The 20,215-nt window shown below is 63.6% G+C and carries 21 protein-coding genes; 12 read left to right on the forward strand and 9 right to left on the reverse strand.

From position 1 onward, the window contains the following. Positions 1 to 6 precede the first annotated feature (6 nt). A complete protein-coding gene (locus CK489_RS24995; protein WP_095734170.1) occupies positions 7 to 705 on the forward strand; it encodes an RlmE family RNA methyltransferase in 699 nt (232 codons plus the stop codon). 79 nt (positions 706 to 784) lie between these two features. Here CK489_RS24995 and CK489_RS25000 read toward each other — a convergent pair whose 3' ends face one another. Further along, on the reverse strand, positions 785 to 2,272 hold the full coding sequence (locus CK489_RS25000; protein ID WP_198961015.1) for a DHA2 family efflux MFS transporter permease subunit: 1,488 nt from the start codon (positions 2,270 to 2,272) through the stop codon (positions 785 to 787). A gap of 141 nt (positions 2,273 to 2,413) precedes the next feature. Between CK489_RS25000 and CK489_RS25005 the strand changes: the two genes are divergently transcribed. The 4 genes from CK489_RS25005 to CK489_RS25020 all read left to right on the forward strand — a co-directional run bounded on the left by CK489_RS25005 (position 2,414) and on the right by CK489_RS25020 (position 5,971). Then, on the forward strand, positions 2,414 to 2,665 hold the full coding sequence (locus CK489_RS25005) for a hypothetical protein (RefSeq protein WP_021081377.1): 252 nt from the start codon (positions 2,414 to 2,416) through the stop codon (positions 2,663 to 2,665). A gap of 182 nt (positions 2,666 to 2,847) precedes the next feature. Continuing rightward, entirely contained in the window at positions 2,848 to 4,338 is a 1,491-nt protein-coding gene (gene guaB / locus CK489_RS25010) for an IMP dehydrogenase (RefSeq protein WP_050626965.1), read from the forward strand. 212 nt (positions 4,339 to 4,550) lie between these two features. Then, positions 4,551 to 5,573 carry an NADPH-dependent curcumin/dihydrocurcumin reductase gene (gene curA / locus CK489_RS25015; protein WP_095734647.1) on the forward strand — a complete coding sequence of 341 codons (1,023 nt, stop codon included), beginning with the start codon at positions 4,551 to 4,553 and terminating at the stop codon, positions 5,571 to 5,573. A gap of 53 nt (positions 5,574 to 5,626) precedes the next feature. Next, positions 5,627 to 5,971: a hypothetical protein gene (locus CK489_RS25020; RefSeq protein ID WP_349626943.1), complete on the forward strand. Its 345-nt coding sequence runs from the start codon at positions 5,627 to 5,629 to the stop codon at positions 5,969 to 5,971. Between the two features lie 10 nt (positions 5,972 to 5,981). Here CK489_RS25020 and CK489_RS25025 read toward each other — a convergent pair whose 3' ends face one another. Both CK489_RS25025 and CK489_RS25030 read right to left on the reverse strand, forming a co-directional pair. Further along, entirely contained in the window at positions 5,982 to 6,821 is an 840-nt protein-coding gene (locus tag CK489_RS25025; RefSeq protein WP_095734173.1) for a metallophosphoesterase family protein, read from the reverse strand. A gap of 138 nt (positions 6,822 to 6,959) precedes the next feature. Next, positions 6,960 to 7,394, reverse strand: a complete 435-nt coding sequence (locus CK489_RS25030) for a hypothetical protein (protein ID WP_095734174.1) — start codon at positions 7,392 to 7,394, stop codon at positions 6,960 to 6,962. Between the two features lie 157 nt (positions 7,395 to 7,551). On the opposite strand from CK489_RS25030, the gene CK489_RS25035 reads away from it, so the two are divergent. Both CK489_RS25035 and CK489_RS25040 read left to right on the forward strand, forming a co-directional pair. Further along, positions 7,552 to 7,974 (forward strand): MAPEG family protein, encoded by a 423-nt coding sequence (locus CK489_RS25035; RefSeq protein WP_245350503.1) that lies wholly within the window; start codon positions 7,552 to 7,554, stop codon positions 7,972 to 7,974. A gap of 22 nt (positions 7,975 to 7,996) precedes the next feature. Beyond that, the gene (locus CK489_RS25040) at positions 7,997 to 9,295 is read left to right on the forward strand and encodes an RsmB/NOP family class I SAM-dependent RNA methyltransferase (RefSeq protein ID WP_095734176.1); all 1,299 of its coding nucleotides are present in this window, start codon (positions 7,997 to 7,999) and stop codon (positions 9,293 to 9,295) included. Between the two features lie 108 nt (positions 9,296 to 9,403). On the opposite strand, the gene CK489_RS25045 is transcribed toward CK489_RS25040, so the two are convergent. Continuing rightward, complete coding sequence (locus CK489_RS25045; RefSeq protein ID WP_198961016.1) at positions 9,404 to 10,675, reverse strand: MFS transporter; 1,272 nt, start codon at positions 10,673 to 10,675, stop codon at positions 9,404 to 9,406. Positions 10,676 to 10,784: 109 nt separating this feature from the next. Here CK489_RS25045 and CK489_RS25050 point away from each other — a divergent pair, with 109 nt between their 5' ends. Continuing rightward, positions 10,785 to 11,237, forward strand: a complete 453-nt coding sequence (locus CK489_RS25050; protein ID WP_095734177.1) for a winged helix-turn-helix transcriptional regulator — start codon at positions 10,785 to 10,787, stop codon at positions 11,235 to 11,237. Between the two features lie 24 nt (positions 11,238 to 11,261). Here the strand turns inward: CK489_RS25050 and CK489_RS25055 are convergent, their stop codons facing one another. After that, positions 11,262 to 11,594, reverse strand: coding sequence for a DHCW motif cupin fold protein (locus CK489_RS25055; protein WP_095734649.1), 333 nt, complete (start codon positions 11,592 to 11,594; stop codon positions 11,262 to 11,264). 114 nt (positions 11,595 to 11,708) lie between these two features. Then, positions 11,709 to 12,080: a nuclear transport factor 2 family protein gene (locus CK489_RS25060; RefSeq protein ID WP_095734178.1), complete on the reverse strand. Its 372-nt coding sequence runs from the start codon at positions 12,078 to 12,080 to the stop codon at positions 11,709 to 11,711. Between the two features lie 137 nt (positions 12,081 to 12,217). Here CK489_RS25060 and guaA point away from each other — a divergent pair, with 137 nt between their 5' ends. From guaA to CK489_RS25075, 3 genes are all read left to right on the forward strand, one after another. Then, positions 12,218 to 13,816 (forward strand): glutamine-hydrolyzing GMP synthase, encoded by a 1,599-nt coding sequence (guaA, locus tag CK489_RS25065; RefSeq protein ID WP_095734650.1) that lies wholly within the window; start codon positions 12,218 to 12,220, stop codon positions 13,814 to 13,816. A gap of 27 nt (positions 13,817 to 13,843) precedes the next feature. Next, positions 13,844 to 14,767, forward strand: coding sequence for an AbiTii domain-containing protein (locus tag CK489_RS40945; RefSeq protein ID WP_143278217.1), 924 nt, complete (start codon positions 13,844 to 13,846; stop codon positions 14,765 to 14,767). Positions 14,768 to 14,953: 186 nt separating this feature from the next. Beyond that, the gene (locus CK489_RS25075) at positions 14,954 to 15,625 is read left to right on the forward strand and encodes a hypothetical protein (protein ID WP_198961017.1); all 672 of its coding nucleotides are present in this window, start codon (positions 14,954 to 14,956) and stop codon (positions 15,623 to 15,625) included. Positions 15,626 to 16,641: 1,016 nt separating this feature from the next. Here CK489_RS25075 and CK489_RS25080 read toward each other — a convergent pair. Then, complete coding sequence (locus CK489_RS25080; protein ID WP_095734180.1) at positions 16,642 to 17,205, reverse strand: TetR/AcrR family transcriptional regulator; 564 nt, start codon at positions 17,203 to 17,205, stop codon at positions 16,642 to 16,644. 115 nt (positions 17,206 to 17,320) lie between these two features. Here CK489_RS25080 and CK489_RS25085 point away from each other — a divergent pair, with 115 nt between their 5' ends. Beyond that, positions 17,321 to 17,977: a glutathione S-transferase gene (locus CK489_RS25085; protein WP_095734652.1), complete on the forward strand. Its 657-nt coding sequence runs from the start codon at positions 17,321 to 17,323 to the stop codon at positions 17,975 to 17,977. Positions 17,978 to 18,135: 158 nt separating this feature from the next. Here CK489_RS25085 and CK489_RS25090 read toward each other — a convergent pair whose 3' ends face one another. Together CK489_RS25090 and CK489_RS25095 are read right to left on the reverse strand one after the other, a co-directional pair. Continuing rightward, entirely contained in the window at positions 18,136 to 18,915 is a 780-nt protein-coding gene (locus CK489_RS25090) for an SDR family NAD(P)-dependent oxidoreductase (RefSeq protein ID WP_095734653.1), read from the reverse strand. Positions 18,916 to 18,963: 48 nt separating this feature from the next. Further along, on the reverse strand, positions 18,964 to 20,031 hold the full coding sequence (locus tag CK489_RS25095; RefSeq protein ID WP_198961018.1) for an MBL fold metallo-hydrolase: 1,068 nt from the start codon (positions 20,029 to 20,031) through the stop codon (positions 18,964 to 18,966). Positions 20,032 to 20,215: the final 184 nt, after the last annotated feature.

Genomic DNA, 20,215 nt, shown 5'->3' on the forward strand with positions numbered 1-20,215 from the left:
AAGATCATGGCGAAAGACACCACCGGGCGGCTGCACGTCACGGTCAAGAGCGGCGGCAAGCGTAAACTGTCGTCAAAACTCTGGCTCGAGCGCCAGCTCAACGATCCCTATGTCGCCAAGGCCAAGGCGATGGGCTACCGCTCACGCGCGGCCTTCAAGCTGCTCGAGATCGACGACAAATACCGCCTGCTCAAGCCGGGCATGACCGTGGTCGATCTTGGCGCTGCGCCCGGCGGCTGGAGCCAGATCGCGGCCAAGCGTACTGGCGCTGCCGATGGCAAGGGCAAGGTGGTCGCGATCGATCTGCTGGAGATGGGCGAGATTCCCGGCGTCACCTTCGCGCAGCTCGATTTCCTCGATCATGACGCGCCGGAAAAACTGATCGCGATGATGGGCGGCCGCGCCGATTTCGTGATGTCCGACATGGCCGCCAACACGACAGGCCATCGCAAGACCGACCAGCTCCGCATCATCGGCCTGGTCGAGACCGCCGCGCATTTCGCCGGCGAGGTGCTCAATCCCGGCGGCACGTTCCTGGCAAAGGTGTTCCAGAGCGGCGCCGACGCCGAGCTGGTGGCGCAGCTGAAGCGCGATTTCGCCACCGTCCGTCACGTCAAGCCGTCCGCGAGCCGGCAGGACTCGTCGGAGCGTTACGTGCTCGCGACGGGGTTTCGCGGACAGCCGCCGTCATTGCGAGGAGCGTAGCGTCGAAGTAATCCATGGTTCCGCATATGCGGCTCGATGAATTGCTTCGCTCCGCTCGCAATGACGCGAGCGGCGGCACCTATCCCAGCCGCTGATCCCGCGCGTTCTGGGTGTCCTCGGTCGCGACCTTGACGGCTTCGGTGGCGCGGCGCTTCTCGGCGCCCTTGCGGCTGGAAATATCGATCGCCTTGCGGCCGGAGATTTCGTTGCCGGCGTCGGCCGGCATCTGCCAGAAGAACCAGGCCGAGGCCGCCGAGATCAGCGACACCACGATGAAGGCCGGCCCGAACACGTCGGCGGAGAGCTCGGTCTGGTGATGCATTGCCAGCACGGTTTCGACCGAAAACGCGCCGACGGCGACACCCGCGGACACCGCGAGCTGCTGGTTGACGCTAACGAGGGTCGTGGCACGGCTCATCTGCGGCGCCTCGACCTCGGCATAAGCGACCGTGTTGATCGCGGTGAATTGCAGCGAGCGGAAGAAGCCGCCGACCACCAGGATGGTGAAGATCAGCATCAGCGGCGTCGAGATCGTGAACAGCGCGCAGGCGGCGAGGAAGGCCGAGCTGACCACCGCGTTCACGGTCATCATGTTGCGGAAGCCGAACGCCTTGATGATGCGGGCCGCCAGCGTCTTCATGCCCATGGCGCCGACCGCGGACGCAAACGTCACGAGGCCGGATTGGAACGGCGACAGGCCGAAGCCGACCTGCATCAACAGCGGCAGCAGGAACGGCAGCGCGCCGATGCCGAGCCGGAACATGAAGCCGCCGACGATCGAGGCGCGCATGGTCGGCAGCCGCAGCAGCGAAAAATCCAGCACCGGCGATCCGGTCCGCCGCGCATGCAGCACGTAGAGCGTCATCGAGATGGAGCCGACCCCGACCAGGGCCGCGACGATCGGCCAGGGCAGGAGATTGAGGCCTGCGACCGACAGCCCGAAGGCGATGCCGGCGAGGCCGATGCCGGCCAGCACCAGACCCATCAGATCGAAACGCTCGGGGTCTTCGCTCTTGATCGGGTCGATATATTTCAGCGCCAGGAAGATGCCGAGCAGCCCGATCGGGATGTTGATCAGGAAGATCCAGTGCCAGGAGAAATAGGTGGTGATGAAGCCGCCGAGTGGCGGCCCGATCACCGGGCCGATCAGCGCCGGCACCGTCACCCAGGCCATCGCGTTGACCAGCGCGCTCTTGTCGACCGAGCGCAGCAGCACCAGCCGCCCGACCGGCGTCATCATCGCCCCGCCGAGGCCTTGCAGGATGCGCGCGAACACGAAATCGGTCACCGAGGACGACAATGCGCAGCCGATCGAGCCCAGCATGAACACGGCGACGGCGCCGGCAAACACGATGCGGGCACCGAAGCGGTCCGCAGTCCAGCCGCTCGCCGGGATGAACACCGCCAACGACAGCAGATAGGACGTGATCGCGAGCTTGAGCGTCAGGGGGCTTGTGCCGATATCGGCGGCGATTGCCGGCAGCGAGGTCGCAATCACCGTGGAGTCCATGTTTTCCATGAACAAGGCGGTGGCCACGATGAGCGGGATCAGGCGTTGTTTGTTCATCAAAATAGGACAGCTATGCTGAAAAAGGCGGGCGAGGGGGCCATATCATCCTGCCTTCGGCCACGCTATTGCGGAACCGGCCAAACGCCCTAAATCCTGCGTGACGCTGCTATGCATCCGCCAGCGTTCGAGGTGTGCGCCGTGATCTACGTCCTTGCCGCTCTCTTGCCGCCGATCGGGCTGCTCCTGAACGGACAGCCGTTTTCGGCCATCTTCAATCTGGTCCTGATCGTGTTTTGCGCGATTTTCGGGCTGTTTTTCCATGTCTTGCTGCTGGTGCCGTCGGCCCATGCGGTGATCGCGGTCCACATGAAGCGGGAGGACCGGCGCCACCGCGAGATGGTCGAGGCGATCCGCCGGCACGGCCCGCCACCCGGCTACAGGGTGCCCTGACCAGGCCCGTAAAAAGCCTGTGCATGGCTGGCAAACACTTTGATTCGTCATGCCGCCATGCTATCGACCAGCGTCAACCCCACCGATGGGCACCGATTCGACGGTGACGCAGCGAGCGTCGCCGCAGGCGGCGTTCATCCGTAAGACCCATCGCGGCTGCGTCCGCAGATAAGGAGTTGGCAATGGCCACGGGATTTCCGGCTATCCGAGAAGCCTTCACGTTCGACGATGTGCTTCTGAAGCCCGGTCTGTCCGACGTCCTTCCCTCGGAAGTCGATATCCGCTCGCGCGTCACCCGCGCGATCTCGCTCAACATCCCGATCATGGCGTCCGCGATGGATACCGTCACCGAAGCGCGGATGGCGATTGCGATGGCGCAGGCCGGCGGCCTCGGCGTCATCCACCGCAACTTCGATCCGGACGGCCAGGCCGCCCAGGTGCGGCAGGTGAAGAAGTTCGAATCCGGCATGGTGGTCAATCCGCTGACCATCGGTCCCGATGCCACGCTGGCCGACGCGCTGGCGCTGATGAAGGAGAACGGCATTTCCGGCATTCCGGTGGTTACCGGTAGCGCCAAGAACGTGCCGGGCAAGCTGGTCGGTATCCTGACCAACCGCGACGTGCGCTTCGCCAGCGATCCCCGCCAGAAAGTCTCGGAGCTGATGACGCACGAGAACCTCGTGACGGTGCGCGAGGGCGTCGGCCAGGACGAGGCGAAGCGGATGCTGCACAAGCACCGCATCGAGAAGCTCTTGGTCGTCGACGATCAATATCGCTGCGTTGGCCTGATCACCGTGAAGGACATCGAAAAGGCGGTCGCCCATCCGCTCGCCTGCAAGGATGCGCAGGGCCGTCTTCGCGTTGCCGCCGCCACCACGGTCGGCGAGACCGGCTATGAGCGCACCGAGCGCCTGATCGACGCCGGTGTCGACGTCGTCGTGGTCGACACTGCGCATGGTCATTCGCGTCATGTGCTCAACGCCGTCAATCGCATCAAGCGGCTTTCCAACGCGGTGCAGGTCGTGGCCGGCAACGTCGCCACCGAAGGCGGCGCGCAGGCCCTGATCGATGCCGGCGCCGATTGCATCAAGGTCGGCATCGGCCCGGGCTCGATCTGCACCACCCGGATCGTCGCCGGCGTCGGCGTGCCGCAGCTCACCGCGATCATGGATGCGGTCGCGGCGGCGAAGAAGGCCGACGTGCCTGTCATCGCCGACGGCGGCATCAAATATTCCGGCGACCTCGCCAAGGCGCTTGCCGCCGGCGCCGACATCGCGATGGTCGGCTCGCTGCTCGCCGGCACCGACGAGACGCCCGGCGAAGTCTTCCTGTGGCAGGGCCGCTCCTACAAGGCCTATCGCGGCATGGGCTCGGTCGGCGCGATGGCGCGCGGCTCGGCCGACCGTTACTTCCAGCAGGACATCAAGGACACGCTGAAGCTCGTGCCGGAAGGCATCGAGGGCCAGGTGCCCTACAAGGGCCCGGTCGGCAACGTGATGCACCAGCTCGCCGGCGGCCTCCGCGCGGCGATGGGCTATGTCGGTGCCAAGGACATCAAGGATTTCCACGAGAAAGCCGAGTTCGTCCGCATCACCGGCGCCGGTCTGCGCGAGAGCCACGTCCACGACGTCACCATCACGCGCGAAGCCCCGAACTATCCGGGCGGGGTGTAAGCCACTTCGCCCACGCCCTTCCCCGATGCGCAATTGCGCATCGGGGAAGGACGACCTTCAGAGTCGTCGCCACCGCCTCTCCGAAATGACGGCCGTCATTTCAAACAACGTTTCAAACAGCTCGACGCGAAAGAACAAAATCCATCTCCCTTGCGGGGAGACGGATTGCATGACTACGTGTGCGCCACGAACCAATCATCCAAGAGGAAATCATGTCCCAAGGAAAGCGCATCGTTCTGGCTTCGCGCCCGCATGGCGAGCCCACGCCGGCTAATTTCAGGCTCGAGGACTACACGCCGCCGACGCCGGGTGCGGGCGAGGTGCTGCTCCGCACCATCTGGCTGTCGCTCGATCCCTATATGCGCGGGCGCATGAACGACGGCCCATCCTACGCCGCGCCGGTGCCGGTCGACGGCGTGATGGAAGGCGGCACGGTGAGCGAGGTGATCGCGTCCAACAATCCCGGCTTTGCCAAGGGCGATATCGTGCTGTCGCGCGCGGGCTGGCAGACCCATGCGCTGTCCGACGGCAAGGGCCTCGCCAAGATCGATCCGAAGATCGCGCCGATCTCGACCGCGGTCGGCGTGCTCGGCATGCCCGGCATGACCGCCTATACCGGCCTGCTCGAGATCGGCAAGCCGAAGCCGGGCGAGACGGTGGTGGTTGCCGGCGCCTCCGGCGCGGTCGGGTCGGCTGTCGGCCAGATCGCAAAGATCAAGGGGGCGCGCGCGGTCGGCATCGCCGGCGGCAAGGACAAGTGCGACTACGTCACGCGCGAACTCGGCTTCGATGCATGCCTCGATCATCGCGATCCGGATCTGGCGGCGAAGCTGAAGGAGGCCTGCCCGAAGGGCATCGATGTCTATTTCGAGAATGTCGGCGGGCCCGTATTCGAGGCGGTCTACCCGCAGCTCAACGCGTTTGCGCGCGTCCCGGTGTGCGGCCTGATCGCGCACTATAACGATCGCGAAGCGCGGGCGCCGAAATGGGCTTCGTCGATCATGTTCGCGATCCTGACCAAGCGGCTGACCTTCCGCGGCTTCATCGTCAGCGACTTCGCCGCGATGCATGGCGACTTCCTGCGCGACATGTCGCAGTGGGTGCGCGAGGGCAAGGTCAAGTACAAGGAGTTCGTGACCGAGGGGCTGGACAGCGCGCCGGAGGCCTTCATGGGCCTGCTCAAGGGCGCCAATTTCGGCAAGCAGCTGGTCCGGGTCGGGCCGGACAAGGCCTGACGCAGGGGCCCCTCAGCTCCCATTCCGCGCAACAAAGTATCAAAAACGCCACATTGGCGGGCTTTTGGGGGCTTTTCGGCCCCCATTTGCTTGACGGGGACCCGGAGCAGTTGATTCAATATGGCTATATTTCAGGTGTAGCCATGGTTTTTGAAGCTATTGTTTTTGGGGTCATTCTCCTCGCCGTCGGCTATTGGGCGACGATGTTCGTCATGGGCCGCCGCGACGACGTCTTGCATGGAAAATTCGTCGAGGAGGAGCCGGCGGCCGAGTCGACGCGCCTGATGCGGCACGCGCCTCGCGTGCGGACCGCGCCGACAGCGCCGCGACCGAACAAGGATTCGCTGCAGGCGCTGCTCACCGTCATCAAGCGGGACCTGCACGACGCCGCGCGATAGCCACCGCGGCTCAGGCTGCCGGCCGCTTGCCGAGCAGCATGTCGAGGTCGACATCGACCTGGCCCTTGGCCCTGACATGGCGCACCTCGAAGCTGTCGGACCGGAAGCGGTACTCGACGAGGCCAACCTCCTTGATGCCGATCACCTCCTGCCGCGCATCGGAAATGATGAAGCCGGCCGAGGGCGCCCAGACGTGCCTGACATGCTCGAACGTGTAGTCGCGGCGCTGGTGCACATGGCCGCTGCCGACCAGACGCCAATCGACCTTGCCGAACATCTCGATCAGGCGGCGGCGCGCCGGCTGCGGCACGTAACGGATCGCGGTCTCGACGCGCTCGGCATCGTAGGGCACGTCGAGATAGAGCGGCTTGTGCACGAACAGCGCGACCGGCCGGCCGACGGCCTTGTCGAGCGTGCCTGCGAGCCAGTCGAATTGCTCGGCCTCACTGTCGAGGCCGGTGTTCATGATCAGCGAATTGAGGCCGATGAAGCACCAGCCGGCGGCGTCGAAATGCCAGCGGTCCTCGCCGAGCACCGAGGTGAAGGCGCCGCGCGTTTGTTCGGTCGGCAGTTGCGCCGGAGCGGGGCCGACCGCGGTCGGATTGTCGCCGATGTCGTGATTGCCCGGCAGATAGAGGCAGTCGACCGGCAGCGCATTGTGCAACTGCTTGGCGAACACCATGTCGTCGCGGCTGGTCGGTCCGTCGAACGAGACGTCGCCGGAGTTGAGCACGAGATCGGGACGCGTCGCATCGATGTACTCGCTGACGCGGTGAAAGTTGTCGACGAGCGGCTTGAAGCGGCGAGCGAGGTGGGTGTCGGAGATCTGGGTCAGGCGAAACTGGGGCATGCATCGCTCCTTTCGGCCGGAGCATAGGTCGGCGCGAAGTCGGAACGATGACGATTTCGTCGTGTTATTTGCTGCCCTGTTTGATGCGTTGTTTGATGTCTTGTTTGAAGAGTCTTGTTCGAAGCGTTGGTGTCGAGCCTAGATCGCGAGCTGCGTGATCGAAGGCGTCGGCAGGGCAGGCGGCCGGACGCGGTTTCCGAGCAGTCCGGTGTTGGAATTTGTTCCCGTCACGGCCTGCTGTCCGTCGAGCCCAAGATAGGCCAGCGCATCGTGGCCCATGTCGTAGGCCGCAAAGCCGAGCAGGGCGAGCAGCATCGCCGCGGCAAGGCTGTGCCTGACGATGTCGCGCGTCGAGCGATAGCCGCTGCGGAAATAGACCGAGAACAGGATCGCGACCAGGAGCGCCGCGGCGACGCCGGCGAGCCCCGACATCACCATGCCGAGCCCGCCATCCGCCGAATCATCGAACCAGCCGATGCCGAGGTCTATCGCCTTCAAGAGGGAGGTGAGGAGATCGCCGAGGGTCGCCGCCGCCTGGGCCGCGCCGTCGAGGATCGGGGTGATGAAGCGCATCGCGTCATCCCTGAGGAACTGAAACCGCCATTGGTCCCGGGAGTTGGTCACCCGGGCTCGGATCATGGTTCAACGGGTTACCGCTTACGCTTCATTGTCAGGGGCGCGTGCGGCGGCTAAGAGGGCGGCCGGGTGCCCGCGGCTGAGGAGGTTTTTCGTGTCGGTTCAAATGGTTCTATTGCCGGTCTTCATCCAGATTGGGCTCACCTTCGCGCTCCTGTTCGGGATGGCGACGCTGCGCACGCGGACGCTGGCGAGCGGCGAGACCAAGATGCGGGACATCGCGCTGCGCGAGCCGAACTGGCCGGCCCGCGCCACCCAGTTCGCCAACAGCTTTGCCAACCAGTTCGAGCTGCCGGTGCTGTTCTATGTCCTGATCGCCATTGCGCTGCCGCTGCGCCGTGCCGATCTGTTCATCGTCCTGATGTCCTGGGTGTTCGTGGTGACCCGGTTTGCCCATGCCGGGGTGTTCGTCACCTCCAACGACGTGCGGCCGCGCTCGCTCGCCTGGTTCGCCGGCGTGCTGGTGCTGGCGGCGATGTGGCTGTATTTCGCGCTCAGACTGCTGCTGCTGATTTGACGCGCCCAACCGAAAGAGAACGATGACTCCCGCTGCCCGGCTTTCCGCCGCGATCGAATTGATCGCCACCATCGATGCACAGCGCATTCCTGCGGCGAAGGCGCTGAAGGAATGGGGCACTGCGCACCGTTATGCCGGCTCAGGCGATCGCGCCGCGATCTCCGGCCTGATCTGGGACGTGCTGCGCCGGCAATCCTCCGCGGCCTGGCTGATGCAGGACGACAGCGCCCGCGCGCGCGTGCTCGGCATGCTCAAGCTCGAGCGCGGCATGGATGTCCCGACGATCTCGGCGCTGTGCGACGGCGGCCGCTTCGCGCCGGATCCGCTGACCGCGACCGAAGAGGCCGCACTGGCCTCGCGCACGCTCAAGGACGCGCCGGCCCATGTCGCGGGCGATTATCCGGACTGGCTCGATCCGCATCTGGCAAAGGTGTTCGGCGACGACCGCGCGGCGGAAGCCACCGCGATGGCGAGCCGCGCGCCGCTCGATCTGCGCGTCAACACCCTCAAGGCCAAGCGCGAGAAGGTGCTGCCGCGGCTGTCGCATCTCGGCGCCAGGGAAACGCCGTGGTCGCCGCTCGGCCTGCGCATCGAGCTCGGGGCCGACGCGCGCAATCCCGGCATCCATGCCGAGGAGGATTTCATCAAGGGCGCCATCGAGGTGCAGGACGAGGGTTCGCAGCTTGCTGCGCTGTTCTCGGCGGCCAAGCCCGGCGAGCAGGTGATCGATCTCTGTGCCGGCGCCGGCGGCAAGACGCTGGCGATCGCAGCGATGATGCAAGGCAAGGGCCGGCTGATCGCGACCGACAGCGACAAGCGCCAGCTCGCGCCGATCCATGAGCGGCTGTCGCGCGCCGGTGTGCACAATTGCGACGTCCGCACGCCGCGCGGCGAGGAGGAGGTGCTGTCCGACATCAAGGCCTCCGCCGACCTTGTCTTGATCGACGCTCCCTGCACCGGCACCGGCACCTGGCGCCGCAATCCCGACGCCAAATGGCGGATGCGTCCCGGCGCGCTCGAGGTGCGGTTGAAGGACCAGGCCGAGGTGCTGGAGCGCGCGGTGCCGCTGGTGAAGGCCGGCGGCCGCATCGCCTACATCACCTGCTCGGTGCTGGCGGAGGAGAACGGCGAGCAGGTCAGGGCTTATACCGCGCGGCATCCTGAGTTCTCGGTGCAGCCGCCGGAGCAGACCGCATCGGTGCTGTGGGACAAGGCGGAGGCGTTTGCCGAGGCCGCCCTGATGTCGGCCGAGGGCCTGCTGATGACGCCGCGCCGCACTGGCACGGACGGGTTCTTCGTCGCGGTGTTGAAGAAGGCGTGAACCTTTCTCCGCCGTCATCGCGAGGAGCGTAGCGACGAAGCAATCCATCGTCCGCAGATGCGGACAGGTGGATTGCTTCGCTTCACTCGCAATGACGGATGAACTTCGCTACGCTTCGGAGCACGCGCCCACCGGCGCCGGCGTCCGGCTCACCACGATCACCCAGAACAGCAGCGCGGTGGCGCTGATCGCAGCACCCAGCGCGCAGACGCCGAACCAGCCGGCCGCCGCATAGGCCATTGTCGAAGAGATCGCGCCGAACCCGGTGCCGATCGAATAGAACACCATGTAGCCACCGACCAGGCGACTCGCGGCCTCGGGGCGCGCCGCGACGATCAGGCTCTGGTTGGTGACGTGGATCGCCTGCACCGCGAAGTCGATCATCAGCACGCCGGCCAGCACCAGCCACAGCGACGTATGCAGGCAGGCGATCGGCACCCAGCCGGCGAGCATCAACAGCAGCGACAATCCGGTGGTGCGCTGACCCCAGCCGCGATCGGCGAGCTGGCCGGAATTGCGCGCGGCGAGCGCGCCGGCAAGGCCCGCGATCCCCAGCATGCCGATCGTGGTGTGCGACAGCGACAGCGGCGGGGCGGCGAGCGGCAGCACGACCGAGCTCCAGAACACGCTGAAGCTTGCGAAGATCAGCAGCGCGAACACTGCGCGCTCGCGCAACACCGGCTCCTCGACGAACAGCGCGACCGTCGAGCGCAGCAGCTTTGCATAGGACGATCGGGTCATCGGCTGCGGCGCGTGCCGCGGCAGCGCGCGCGCCAAAAGCGCCGCCAGCACCAGCGTCAGCGCAGCGGAGGTGAGATAGACCGCGCGCCAACCTCCGAGATCGGCCAGCGCGCCGGCGGCAAAACGTGCCAGCAGGATGCCCGACACCACGCCGCTGGTGACGGTGCCGATGGTGCGGCCGCGGTCGGCGGGGGCGGCCAGTGTCGCGGCGTAGGCAACCAGCACCTGGATCACGACCGCGAGCAGCCCGACCAGCACCATGCCGGCGAGCAGCACGGCGGCGTTCGGTGCGGTGCCGACGACGGCAAGCGCAAGCGCCGACAGCACGGTCTGGCCGACGATCAACCTGCGGCGGTCCCAGAGATCGCCGAGCGGCACGATCAGCATCAGCCCGAACGCGTAGCCGATCTGCGTCAGGGTCACGACGCCGCCGATCACAGCCGGTGTGATGGCGAGATCCTGCGCCATGGTGTCGAGCAGCGGCTGCGCGAAATAGATGTTGGCGACGCTGAGCCCGCAGGCGACCGCGAACAGCAGCACCACGGCGGGTGACAGCGCGCCCGCCGTCGCACCGGCGGGCTTTTTGCCCGCCTCATGATCCCGCCCGGCCGGCCCGTCTGCCACAGTCTGGTTCATCATCATCAGTCTCCACTGCAATCTAGTCTTATAATGAGACCAGTTGCGCTGAGCGCTGTCTAGTCCTATTTTAAGACCAGTTCGGAATCGTGATCGAGAGAGGTGGTGCGCGATGAAGCGGACCGGATTCGCCAAGGCAGACTGCCCGGTGGCGCGCGCGCTGGATGCGATCGGCGACTGGTGGTCGCTCTTGATCGTGCGCGACGCGTTCGACGGCCTGCGCCGGTTCGGCGACTTCCAGAAGAATCTCGGCATCGCCAAGGGCATGCTGACGACGCGGCTGCGCACGCTGGTTGCAACAGGCGTGCTCGAACAGGTCGCAGCGTCAGACGGCAGCGCCTATCAGGAATACGCGCTGACCAAGCGCGGCCACGACCTGTTCCCGATCGTGGTGGGCCTGCGGCAGTGGGGCGAGGCGCATCTCTATGCGCGCGGCGAGCCGCATTCGGTCCTGCTCGACCAGGCCGGGCAGGGGGTCGGGCAACTGGTGCTGCCATCGAAGAGCGGCAAGCCGCTGGGCTGGGCGGATACCAAGGTGAGGAAGGTCGCGGCGCGGAAGCGGTGAGCCGCGGGCTCGTACGACCTCAGCTCAATCCACGATGAACAGCGTCGCGCCGGTCGCCGTCGACGAACGGTGCGCGGCGTCGCCGAAATCGGAGACCTGATAGCTCATGCCGGGCTTCAGCGTGAATTTGCGGCCGTCGCGCAGCTCGGTGTCGAGCTCGCCCTTGACGACGTAGAGCACGTGGCCGCGATCGCACCAGTGATCGGCGAGATAATCAGGCGAATATTCCACCATCCGCACCCGCAAATCGCCGATGTTGAGCGTGCGCCACAGCGCCTGCCCGGTCTCGCCGGGATGCACTGAAGGTTCGACGTTGCTCCAGTCCGTGACGGTGAAGGGCAGGGTCGGGATTTTCATGATGCGTAGGTCCTGGTCTTTACTTGCCTTCGGGTTTGCATCCTCAAACGTCGGCGTCATCCCCGCGCAACGGCGAAGCCTTTGCGCGGGGATGACGGTAACTACGCAGCAACCTCAATGCACCAGATGGTTCGCCGAGCCCTGCCTGATCTTGCCCTCATCATCGAGCCGCAGATACTCGCAGATCTTCTTGCCGCGTTCGTTCTGGTAGAACACGACGACGCTGTCGGGCGACACATAGAGATCGATCAGCTCGAAATGCAGCTCGGGCAGTTTGGCGAGCGCAGCGCTCCAATAGGCCCGCAGCTGCGCCTTGCCGCGCACCGTGCCTGACGGGCCGAAGCCGAACGCCGGAATCCGGTCCGAGGTCATCTCGGTATCATCGGAATACATCGCCAGCACGCGCTCGAGGTCGCGTGCGTTCCATGCGGCGATCCAGTCGTGGCCGAGGGCCAAGAGGCGGGACGGGTCGTGAAAATCGGGCATTGGTTTCCTCCTTGTTGCTTATGGTCAAATTAGGTCAATAATACTGACCTATATCGATTTGTCCATGCCCAAAGAAGAATGTGGGCGCAACGCTGGCCGCGGTTGCGGGGGCGGGCGCTGTCGCGTATCTGCTTGCCATGACAGCCCAGCACACAGACCGTGAATCGTCGGCGCCCTCGGTGGCCTCGGCGCATGACAAGATTCTGATTGTCGATTTCGGCAGCCAGGTGACGCAACTGATCGCCCGCCGCGTTCGCGAGATGGGCGTCTATTCCGAGATCGTCCCGTTCCAGAAGGCGGAGGCCGCCTTCAAGGAGATGAAGCCGAAGGCGGTGATCCTCTCCGGCGGTCCGGAATCGGTGCACGAGACCGGCTCGCCGCGCGCCCCGCAGCTGATCTTCGAGTCAGGCGTTCCCGTGCTCGGCATCTGCTACGGCCAGATGACCCTGGCGGCCCAGCTCGGCGGCGAGGTCGAGGGCGGGCATCACCGCGAATTCGGCCGCGCCGACGTGGAGGTCAAGACCGATAGCTGCCTGTTCGACGGCCTCTGGAACCACGGCGAGAAGCACCAGGTGTGGATGAGCCATGGCGACCGCATCACCAAAATGCCGCCCGGCTTCTCCGTCGCCGGCACCTCGCCGAACGCGCCGTTCGCGATCATCCAGGACGAGAAGCGGAAGTATTACGGCCTGATGTTCCACCCCGAGGTGGTGCACACGCCCGACGGCGCAAAACTGCTGCGCAATTTCGTGCGCAAGGTGGCGGGGCTGACCGGCGACTGGACCATGCGCGCCTTCCGCGAGGAAGCGATCGAGAAGATCCGCGCCCAGGTGGGCACCGGCAAGGTGATCTGCGGCCTCTCCGGCGGCGTCGATTCCGCCGTCGCGGCAGTGCTGATCCACGAGGCGATCGGCGACCAGCTCACCTGCGTGTTCGTCGATCACGGCCTGCTGCGGCTCGACGAGGCCAGGACCGTCGTCGACCTGTTCCGCAACCACTACAACATCCCGCTGGTCCATGTGGACGCGTCAAAGGAGTTTCTCGGCGAGCTCGCTGGGGTCACCGATCCCGAGGTGAAGCGCAAGACCATCGGGCGCCTGTTCATCGACGTGTTCGAGGCGGAAGCCAAGAAGATCGGCGGCGCGCAATTCCTGGCGCAGGGCACGCTCTATCCCGACGTGATCGAGAGCGTCTCCTTCACCGGCGGACCTTCCGTCACCATTAAGTCGCACCACAATGTCGGCGGCCTTCCGGCGCGCATGAACATGAAGCTGGTCGAGCCCTTGCGCGAGCTGTTCAAGGACGAGGTGCGCGTGCTCGGCCGCGAGCTCGGCCTGCCCGAAGTGTTCGTCGGCCGCCACCCGTTCCCGGGCCCCGGCCTTGCGATCCGCTGCCCCGGCGACATCACCAGAGAGAAGCTCGACATCCTGCGCAACGCGGATGCGGTCTATATCGACCAGATCCGCAAGCACGGCCTCTATGACGCGATCTGGCAGGCCTTTGCGGTGCTGCTGCCGGTCAAGACCGTCGGCGTGATGGGCGACGGCCGCACCTACGAATATGTCGTCGGCCTGCGCGCCGTCACCTCGACCGACGGCATGACCGCCGACTTCTACCAGTTCGACATGAAGTTTTTGGCCGAGACCGCGACACGCATCATCAACGAGGTGAAGGGCGTGAACCGCGTGGTGTACGACGTGACGAGCAAGCCGCCGGGGACGATCGAGTGGGAATAGGGGTCACTCTCTGAGGATAAAGGCAGAATGAGCTTACTTAGGGGGATTCAATCTGCGCTGATCGATGGGCAGCCATTAGGTCCGATTCTGCTAAAGCTTCGCTTTTTGGCGTCTCGGCTCGGCAGCGACGTTCTCGAAGACTGGGTAAAACATGAATCTGAGGGATACCCATCCAATGTGGCCGTACCCGACTATCGGAAGCTGCCGGTCTCTTACGTTGGGACTTTCAGTGGTGCGTTTGGATCTGGAGTAAGAAATGCTCCGATCCCTCCCTACCTTATAGCGAAGTTTGCCGGAGAGCACTGGAATACCCGCGAGATACGAGAAGGTATCTCGTCTATCGATGAGCTTGCACGTTCCGCGAAGGAGTCAGGTACTCTTTACGTCAATGCAGCGAACCTCATTTTGCTATTGCAGGGTAATATCTACGAAGACTACGCCTGCAACAGCGTAACCGGTCAGCTGTCAAAAAGTTTGATGGCAGAAATTCAGAATATAGTCCGCGCGCGAGTGTTGGAACTAACGATTCAGATTGAGAAAAATCTTCCGACTGCTAGCGACATCGTTCTTGGGCCGCCAAAGGCCGAGCCCGGGGAGAAGGAAAAAAAAGCGGTGACACAAATAACGAATCAAATCGTTCACGGAAACTACACTTCGATCTCCAATACGGGTCAGGGGGCGCAGTTTAATCTGCACATCAATAGCAACGATGCGGCATCGGTCGCCAAGGAGTTGGAGGCAGCTGGCATAACACCGGATGACGCTCAGGCAATATCGAAGATATTTGCGTCTGAAGCACCGGAAAGTAGAGAGGAGCCCTTTGGAAGGAATGCTAAGTCGTGGATTGCGAAGAACCTTAGCAAGGCAGTCGACGGTACCTGGAAGGTCGGCGTCTCGGTCGCCACTCAAATTTTGAGTGAGGCTGCGCTCAGATACTATGGCTTCAAGTAAACTCGACTGAGTTATTAACGCTGCTAGCCGATGATCCTATTATGAGCGAGGCGATATTAATCGCGCTTCTTCCGTGTCTCGGTTGCGGCTATCGGTCATCTCGGGTGCAAGGCCTAAGTCTTTAGCCCAAAGGCTCATCGTTGATAGCATTGATGGCTTTGATCGATCCCGCGAGCATGTCTATGCATGCAACATGCCACCATCGGCCGATCATTCCTGTTGGCACATCAAATTGCAAAGGGGCAAAACTGTTATCCAACCGAAACGGCTTTGGTGATGGTCAAATTTAGCAACTTTCAGATGCTCAACTCGGACGCCACTAATACTACGCACGACTTATTCGATAGTTCGGTTCGACAGCGATCCTCGTTTACTGCATTCGCTACTACATGGATGGCGTTTAACGGTTGGATGGAGGCGGTGACTGACGAAGCTACCGACGCTGCGATGCTCTCGGCGCTCGGCGAAAGTCGGCGAATAATGAAGGCGTATGATGAACTACTCGAATCATCATCTCAATTTCGGCACCAAGTTATGACCTTCGCTGAAATGTGGCCGGTCGCAAATGTGCGCGATCTTCGAAGAAAGCTCGGAAGAGATGCCTTTGTTCGATTGTCTAGCGGCGAGCTTCTACAGGAGTGCCTAGCGAAAGAAGTTAAATTTCAGCCAGTTGGCTGGAGTGACGGCGATACTCCCACCTGGCCTCAGTTGCTTCGAACGATCTATGCAATTCGCTGCAATATGTTTCATGGCTCGAAATCACCCTACCAAACTCGCGACCGCGACTTAGTTCGACATGCAGAGCGCGTTTTGAGGACGTTCATCGAGGAGACGAGATGTTTCGATTGGCATGATTGAGACGTATGCCCCGACTAGAGCAAGATGGCAAGCGCACCATCCTTCCATTTTGCAAGGCTCCCTGCTTTGGACAATGGAGGCTCAATTGCAGTGTGCGTGCAATACTTCGGCCACCGCCACTCTGTTTCCCCAAGTACTAGCGGTCGGGGACGTGGCCAGAGCAGAACGCCATGCGTACGAGACAAGCAGCGGAGTGATGAAGATCCAAATCTCGCTGCGCTCATCCGGGTAGCTGAATATAGGAGATTGATATGCGGCAAGCTACGCCTTGTAGTTGTCAAACTTCAACGAATTTCTTGATCGACAAAGCGCCGTTATGTTTTCGTCTCTAGGTCGTTGATCGGCACTATGGCCGGCGGATAATGTGTCGGCTGTATCGGGCCGCTCTGAAAGCTGAGTTGCGACACGGGCGTCAAAGGCCACCTGCGACAAATCACCCCGACGGGCAACTCAGCAAAACCCGTCAATCCGCGAACAAGAAAATATTCCGCTTGGCGTTTGACCCAACTCAGCTGTTCAATATGCGCGTCTCACCCGACACGAGGGGCGCTTCGCGATCGTCACGAACGCGGGTCGAGATGCGGTGGACGCTGAATGCGCGACTGACGAGTGCGCGTGAGGCGGACGGCGAAGTCGTGTGGTCCTGACGCCCTCATGGCAGGTGTCTCTTCACATTGCGCGGTGCGCGTGGCGAAGACGGTGACAAGAAAGCCTGGTCTCGCCGGGGAGAGCACGAAGTAAGCCGTAGCCCATCGTGCAGGGAAAGCCGGGTTGTTTCCGGTTACACCTGTGGTCCTACTCCCCGAGCTTCCTACCCATTGCTCGGGGCCCATGGGTGCGATCGGCGCCCGGCTTTCCCTGCGCCCTCTGTTGTCAACGAGGGTGAAAACCAAGAGCAAAGCTCGGACGGTTCAGTCGCGAGAATGCGGTTTCATGCCCGCGCGCCGCTGAAGCGGGCAGGGCGGATCGGCCGGGGAGGCGTGATGCACCACATCGATCATCGAGCCATGGATGGGCTACGCCGGCAGCAGACCGGCGGCGCGATAGCTGTCGATCAAGGAGTCGTAGAGCGAAATATTCGAGCGGCTTCGGGCCATCAGCTGCGCGCCGGCGACGGCGGCGAAGATGGCGCGGGCGCGCTGTTCGCTCTTTCTTGCACTGGCCAGGCGCGCCGCCACCAGCAGCTTGCTCAGCCACGCCACGTTGACGTCGGCAAAGGTCTGGACCTCCTGCTTCACCGCGTCCGGCAGGTCGTCGACCTCCGCGGACATGAAGCTGCACAGGCACATGCGATTGTTGTTCTCGAGCGCCTTGCGAAACACCTCGGGATATCGACGCAGGCAGCGGACGGGATCCGCCGTTTCCGCCAGCATCGCCTCGAGCTGAGCTGCGGTGTCCTCCCAGTAGCGCCGCGCGACGGCGGCGCCGAGTTCGGCCTTGCTCGGGAAATGGTGATAGATGCTGGCGGCCTTGATCCCGACCTCGGCGGCGAGATCGCGGAAATTCAAGCCGCCATAACCGCGCGCCTGCGCGGTCCGCTTTGCTGCCGCCAAGATGGCCTCCCGAGCGCTTGAACTCACGTCATCCTCTCACTGCTTCGTTATCTACCAAGTGACAGGTAGGGCTTGACCAGCCAGATGTGAAGTACTCATATCGAGCCTACCAAGTGACAGGTAGGTGAAAACTGGAGTTATGATGAATATCTACGATTGGCCAACCGGCCCATATCCGGCCCGCGTCCGCATCGCCCTGGCCGAGAAGAACCTGCGGTCGCAGGTGCAGTTCGTCCTGGTCGATCTCTACAAGGGCGAGCACAAGAAGCCCGAATTCCTGGCCAAGAACTACTCGGGCACGCTGCCGGTGCTCGAACTCGACGACGGCACCTTCATTGGCGAATGCACGGCCATTACCGAGTACCTTGATGCGCTCGATGGCGCGCCGACGCTGACCGGCAGGACGCCGCGCGAAAAGGGCGTGATCCACATGATGAGCAAGCGCGCCGAACTGGAGCTGCTCGACCCCATCAGCGTCTATTTCCACCACGCCACGCCGGGTCTTGGGCCGCATGTCGAGATCTATCAGAACCCCGAGTGGGGCTTCCGTCAGCGCGACAAGGCCCTCAGGGGGATGCACTACTTCGACGGCATTCTGAAAAGCCAGCCGTTCGTCACCGGCGAGGCGTTCACGATGGCTGATATCACCGTCATCGGCGGCCTGATCTTCGCCGGACTCCTGAAGGTGGCTGTGCCGGCGGAGTGCGAGGCTCTTTCGGCGTGGTACGCAAGGATGCAGGAGCGTCCGAGCGTCAAGAACCGGATCACGATGTCCGAACCGGACAAGGCATCTGGTTGAGCGGAAACCGCGCACGTCCGCTCTCGCGAGTCCTGAGCGAGGGCGGATCGGCACGTGCCGCAAGCGCAGCCCGGACGAGTGCAGCGACATCCGGGCTCCTTCATTCGTGTCGCGGTCTCCCGCACATCGCTGCGCTCATGCGGGCCACGCGGCTCGCTCTACAAAATCCCGCGGTAGGCGCCGCCATCGATCAGGAGGCTCTGCCCGGTGATGTAGCCTGCCTGGGCCGAGCACAGGAAGGCGCAGGCAGCACCGAATTCGGAGGCGTCACCGTAGCGCCCGGCGGGAATCTCGGCCTGGCTCTCCTGCCGCACGGTCTCGATCGCAACGCCGCGGCGTTCGGCTGTAGTCCGCTCGTTGGTGCGGCGCCGGCGGGTTTCGAACGCGCCGGGCAGCAGGAAGTTGATGGTGACGTTGGCATGCGCCACCGACCGCGCCACGCCGGCAAGAAAGCCGGTCAGCCCGGCCCGCGCGCCGCTCGACAAATCGAGCCTTGCGATCGGCATCTTCACCGTGGCCGAGGTGATGTTGACGATGCGGCCGAAGCGCCGCTCGACCATGCCGTCGATCACCCGCTGCACCAACTCGATCGGAGCTGCCATGTTGCCGACCACGCCGGTCAGCAGTGCCTCGCGATCGATCTCGCGGAAGTCACGCAGCGGCGGGCCGCCATTGTTGTTGACCAGAATGTCGACCCGGGGCACGGCCTGCATCAGCGCGTCCTGGCAAGCGCGGGTGGTGACGTCGCCGGCGACGGCGATCACCTCCGCCCCGGTCTCGGTCCGGATCTCGTCGGCGGTCCGCTCCAGCGTCGCCTGGTCGCGGCCGTTGACCACCACACTGCAACCGGCCCGCGCCAGCTCCAGCGCACAGGCCCGCCCGAGCCCCTGGCTCGACCCGCAGACCACTGCCTGCCGTCCCTTCAACCCGATGTCCATGTCATCCTCCTTTTCCAACGCCCGGTCAGCGGGCGATATAACGAGCGTTCAGTCGATCCGAAGGCTCTGCTGCATGGCGAAGCACTGCGACCAGATGAAAACGTCGTACGCCGCCAGGCGAGACTGCCATTTCGGCGTCACCGCGTTGACGCAACTGACCACCACGCGGTCGATGTAGTTGTCAGCCACTGCCCAGGGGTTGGTCTTGTCTGCAGCAGCCATCCCGACGAACGGGGCGGTGGTCGCAAGTGCCGTCCTCGTGGCCGACTTCACGTCATTCATGAATTCGAGCTGTTCGCGCACGTCGGCGTGGGTGCCGACGCGATCCACGTGCCCTCCGACCAAGGTCTCGAACGGAATCTTGTCGATCTCGGCGACTTGCTCGAAATAGCCAGGTATATCCTGCGCGTCGGCGAAGCCCGACCAGGCCATCCAGCCCGGGAAGACGACATCGACCACCATCAGCACCTTCTGTGCCGGTGCCCAGATGAAGATGTTGCCGGGCTCGTGGGCGACACCGTGGTAGCTGAGCTCAAGGACCTGACCGCCGACCTTCAGAGTGTATCGATCCTTGAACGTGATCGTGGGCAGGTGCCGCTTCGGATCGTTTGCTCGTTCGAGCAGACGTCGTGTTTCCTCCTGAGCGATGATGATGGGGTGCCCGCCCAGATCTGCCGCGCCGCCGATATGGTCGATATGGGCATGGCTGTAGATCAAATAGGTGATCGGCCGATCCGTCACTTCCGCGATCGCCTGCTTCAGATGTGCTGAATAGCTTGGCGGCGCATCCATCACCACGACACCCTTGTCGTAGACCAGGAACATCGACTGGTATGCATTGTCGGTCACCATGTAGAGACCATCGCCCAGCTGCTGGAGGCGGTAGCCTTTGGCGGGATCCACCGGCGGCACTGCAGTGGCGTTCGGGAGCGGCAGATACCGGTCAACGCGGACGCCGATCGGGGCGATCGCCGGCATATCCTGATAGGCCGCACCCGCTTCTCCGGGCGCGGCTGCCGATTGCGCCCACGCACAATTCCCGGACGCCAGCCCGAGACCAAGCACAATCGCCAGCACGCTTGAAATCGAGCAATTCATTGGAACCTGCCAGGCCATTGTTTCTCCTGTGTTGGCATGGGCACGTTGACCATCTAGCCAGCCTGGTGCCACGGTGCCCCAGCGCTGTTGCGGACATTGCAGAGCGATTGCTGCTAACGGGTGCGGTGGCGCCGATCGGTCGGAAGCAGTCTGGGAGGCGTGGCCAAGCGCAGCGGCGATCGTCACGACCAACGCGTCCGTC

The sequence above is a fragment of the Bradyrhizobium sp. UFLA03-84 genome, assembly GCF_002289535.1.
Taxonomy (GTDB): Bacteria; Pseudomonadota; Alphaproteobacteria; order Rhizobiales; family Xanthobacteraceae; genus Bradyrhizobium; species Bradyrhizobium viridifuturi.